Origin of the sequence: Acinetobacter sp. (genome assembly GCF_050285345.1) — a bacterium.
In the GTDB taxonomy this organism is placed as follows: domain Bacteria; phylum Pseudomonadota; class Gammaproteobacteria; order Pseudomonadales; family Moraxellaceae; genus Acinetobacter.
Genome location: NZ_JBLZXR010000050.1, coordinates 1 through 3362, shown reverse-complemented (window position 1 = coordinate 3362; position 3362 = coordinate 1). Strand labels below are relative to the sequence as shown.

2 protein-coding genes are annotated in these 3362 nt (G+C 41.4%); both read right to left on the bottom strand.

Going from position 1 to position 3362, the window contains the following annotated elements; genetic code table 11:
* On the bottom strand, nt 1-469 hold a 469-nt coding region (locus tag ACN6OV_RS04745), incomplete at its 3' end, for a Chromate resistance protein ChrB (RefSeq protein ID WP_427950132.1).
* Nucleotides 470-923: 454 nt separating this feature from the next.
* On the bottom strand, nt 924-3116 hold the full coding sequence (gene katG / locus ACN6OV_RS04740; RefSeq protein WP_427950130.1) for a catalase/peroxidase HPI: 2193 nt from the start codon (nt 3114-3116) through the stop codon (nt 924-926).
* Nucleotides 3117-3362 lie beyond the last annotated feature (246 nt).

Genomic DNA, 3362 nt, shown 5'->3' with positions numbered 1-3362 from the left:
AGACTTTATTTTGAAAATCTTGCTTGAATAGGACTTTTAATTGCTGTTCAAAATTATTGGGTTCATCATATTCACCTAACCGAGCAATGGCCTGTTTCAATCGGGTAATTTCATTCAGTGTTTTGCTTTGATGGGTAGTAGGGAAAAAATCAATTTCTATCAGTGCATTGAAGTTTTTTCTTAGTTTCCGAATTTGTTTAAGATGTTCTTTTTTCTTATTTTCCTCAAGCGTATTGTGTATGTGTGAAATTTCGGTTCTCAGTTCTTCATATTCTGCACTTCTGTCAAAAAGTTGAACAAGGTCTAAATGTTCAGGAGCTTCGGTTTGAAAGATATAGGCATGGCCCTGTTCATTGAGATGATCGTTAATAATAGATTCGAATTTTTTAGAATGTATTTCTGGCAATAAGTAAACACCATCTCTCAAAGTTGCTGCACCATTTGACTTTAAAGAACGCCAAATTCTCATTCTTGCAGTTGTACTCTAGCTGGGAAGTGATGAAATAAGTAATGCTAATTTCATGTTATAAACTCAACATATTTTGTTGAGTTTATAACATTCATATGAGTTTAAAAAATGTTTATATTGAATAAGAGTATCTGTGAAAGTAATAAGGATTTTGCAAGCTTAAAGAGTAAATTCGACAAATGCCTATAAGCTTAGAAGTCTGTAAAATAGAGCTTTATGAACCTATATTGCATCATTTGGATATTAATTGGCTGTAAATGAATTAGCATCAGTAATATTAGTTTTCCTAAAATCAACATAATACACTTTATACGAAATTCAATATAAGTTAAATAATATCAACATCTTAAAACCTATAAAAGGCTAAGTGAGTAGAAATTCAGCTTTTACATGACATTTCAATGTTTCACAAAAAACCGCCCTTTCGAGCGGTTTTTTTACATCTCAATGCAAATTATTTCTTCACATCAAAACGGTCTGCATTCATCACTTTGGTCCAGGCAGCAACAAAGTCTCTCACAAATTTTTCTTTGTTGTCGTCTTGTGCATACACTTCTGCATAAGAACGCAGAATCGAGTTAGAACCGAATACCAGGTCCACACGTGTTGCTGTCCATTTCTCAGCGCCTGTTGCGCGCTCAACAATGCTGTATGAATTCTTGCCTGTTGGCTTCCAGTTGTACGCCATGTCAGTTAAATTCACAAAAAAGTCATTGCTTAATACACCAACTTTATCCGTGAATACACCTTCTTTCGCGCCGCCGTAGTTCGCACCAAGTACGCGTAAACCGCCAATCAGCACAACCATTTCAGGTGCAGTCAAACCCAGCAATTGTGCACGGTCTAATAGCATTTCTTCAGGCTGAACCACAAAATCCTGCTTCACAAAGTTGCGGAAACCATCTGCTTTCGGCTCGAAATCTTCAAACGAATAAGCATCGGTTTGTTCTTGAGTGGCATCCCCTCGCCCTGCAAGGAATAGAACATTCACATCCACACCGGCTGCATGTGCTGCCTGTTCAACTGCTGCCGTACCACCAAGTACGATAAGGTCTGCAATGCTGACTTTCTTGTCGAAACCGGCTTGAATTTCTTCAAGTTTGGCCAAGACTTTTTGCAGGCGTGCAGGTTCATTTGCAACCCAATCCTTTTGCGGAGCCAGACGGATACGCGCACCATTGGCGCCGCCACGGTAGTCAGAACCACGGAAGGTACGAGCGCTATCCCATGCAGTTGCAATCAGTTCAGCAGAAGTTAAACCACTATTTAATAATTGCGCTTTTAAATCTGCTACTTCAGCATCAGTCAAAGTGTAATCTACTGCCGGAATCGGGTCTTGCCAGATTAAATCCTCGTTCGGCACATCAGCACCTAAATAACGGGATTTTGGCCCCATATCACGATGCGTCAATTTAAACCAGCCGCGAGCAAAGGCATCTGCCAATTTGTCCGGATTTCTATAGAAATCTTCTGCAATTTTGCGGTATTCAGGGTCAAATTTTAGCGCCATATCGGCATCGGTCATCATCGGGTTACGGCGTACATTCGGATTGTGGGCATCAACAGGTTTGTCTTCCTCTTTGATGTTAATCGGTTCCCATTGTTTCGCACCTGCCGGGCTGATGGTCTTTTCCCACTCATAGGTGAACAATAAGTAAAGGAATTCGTTATCCCATCTGGTTGGATGCGTGGTCCAGGCACCTTCCAGACCACTGACCATAGTATTTGCACCGTTACCAGTACCTTCAGAGTTGTGCCAGCCTAAGCCCTGGAATTCAACATCTGCGCCTTCAACATCAGCACCCAGATTTTCCGCCTTACCATTACCGTGTGCCTTACCTACAGTATGACCACCGACAGTTAAAGCCACAGTTTCTTCATCATTCATTCCCATACGGTCGAAGGTAACACGCATATCTTGTGCCGTGCGTAACGGGTCTTGAATACCATCTACACCTTCAGGGTTGACGTAGATCAAGCCCATTTGCACCGCAGCAAGCGGATTTTCCAGAGTTGAACGATCGGCATCACTTTCGTAACGGTTTTTGGTTGGTGCAAGCCATTCTTTCTCTTCACCCCAGTAAATGTCTTTTTCAGGTGCCCAAATATCGGTACGACCACCACCAAAACCGAAAGTTTTCAAGCCAGCAACGTCATAAGCGACTGTACCAGCCAAGACGATTAAATCGCCCCAAGAAATTTTGTTGCCGTATTTACGTTTAATCGGCCAAAGCAGACGACGACCTTTATCGGTGTTAACGTTATCCGGCCAGCTGTTGAGTGGCGCAAAACGTTGATTACCGGTATTTGCACCGCCACGACCATCTTGCTTACGGTATGAACCGGCCAAGTGCCATGCAGTACGTACGAACATACCAATATAGCTGCCATAATCCGATGGCCACCAGTCTTGGCTGCTGTTAATGAGTTCGCGTAGATCTTGTTTCACCGCTTCCAGATCCAATGAGTTAAATGCAGCTGCATAGTCAAAGTCTGGATCCATTGGATTGGTTTTTTTATCGTGCTGGGAAAGAATATCTAGATTAAGCGCATTCGGCCACCAATCCGAATTCTGAGTACCTGTAGAGCTTGTGTGACCACCGGCTTGATGAAATGGGCAACCTGAAGTCTGTTGATCTTGTGACATGTTTGAACTCCCAAAAATTCGTTCAAATGATTATTGTGAGGAACCGTTAAAAAACATCTAATTCATGATCAAAATAACTGTTTTTCATGACAATATAAAGCAAGTTATATGAATGAAAATGATCGAAAAAGCCTATTCTAAGGTCGGCTTAAAAGCAGAATTGTTTGACCTGCCAAAGATGAGCTAAAAATTTAAAAATCGCATGTTCAATCCATGAAAAAAAGAAGCATGATTTGACTTTTTGAA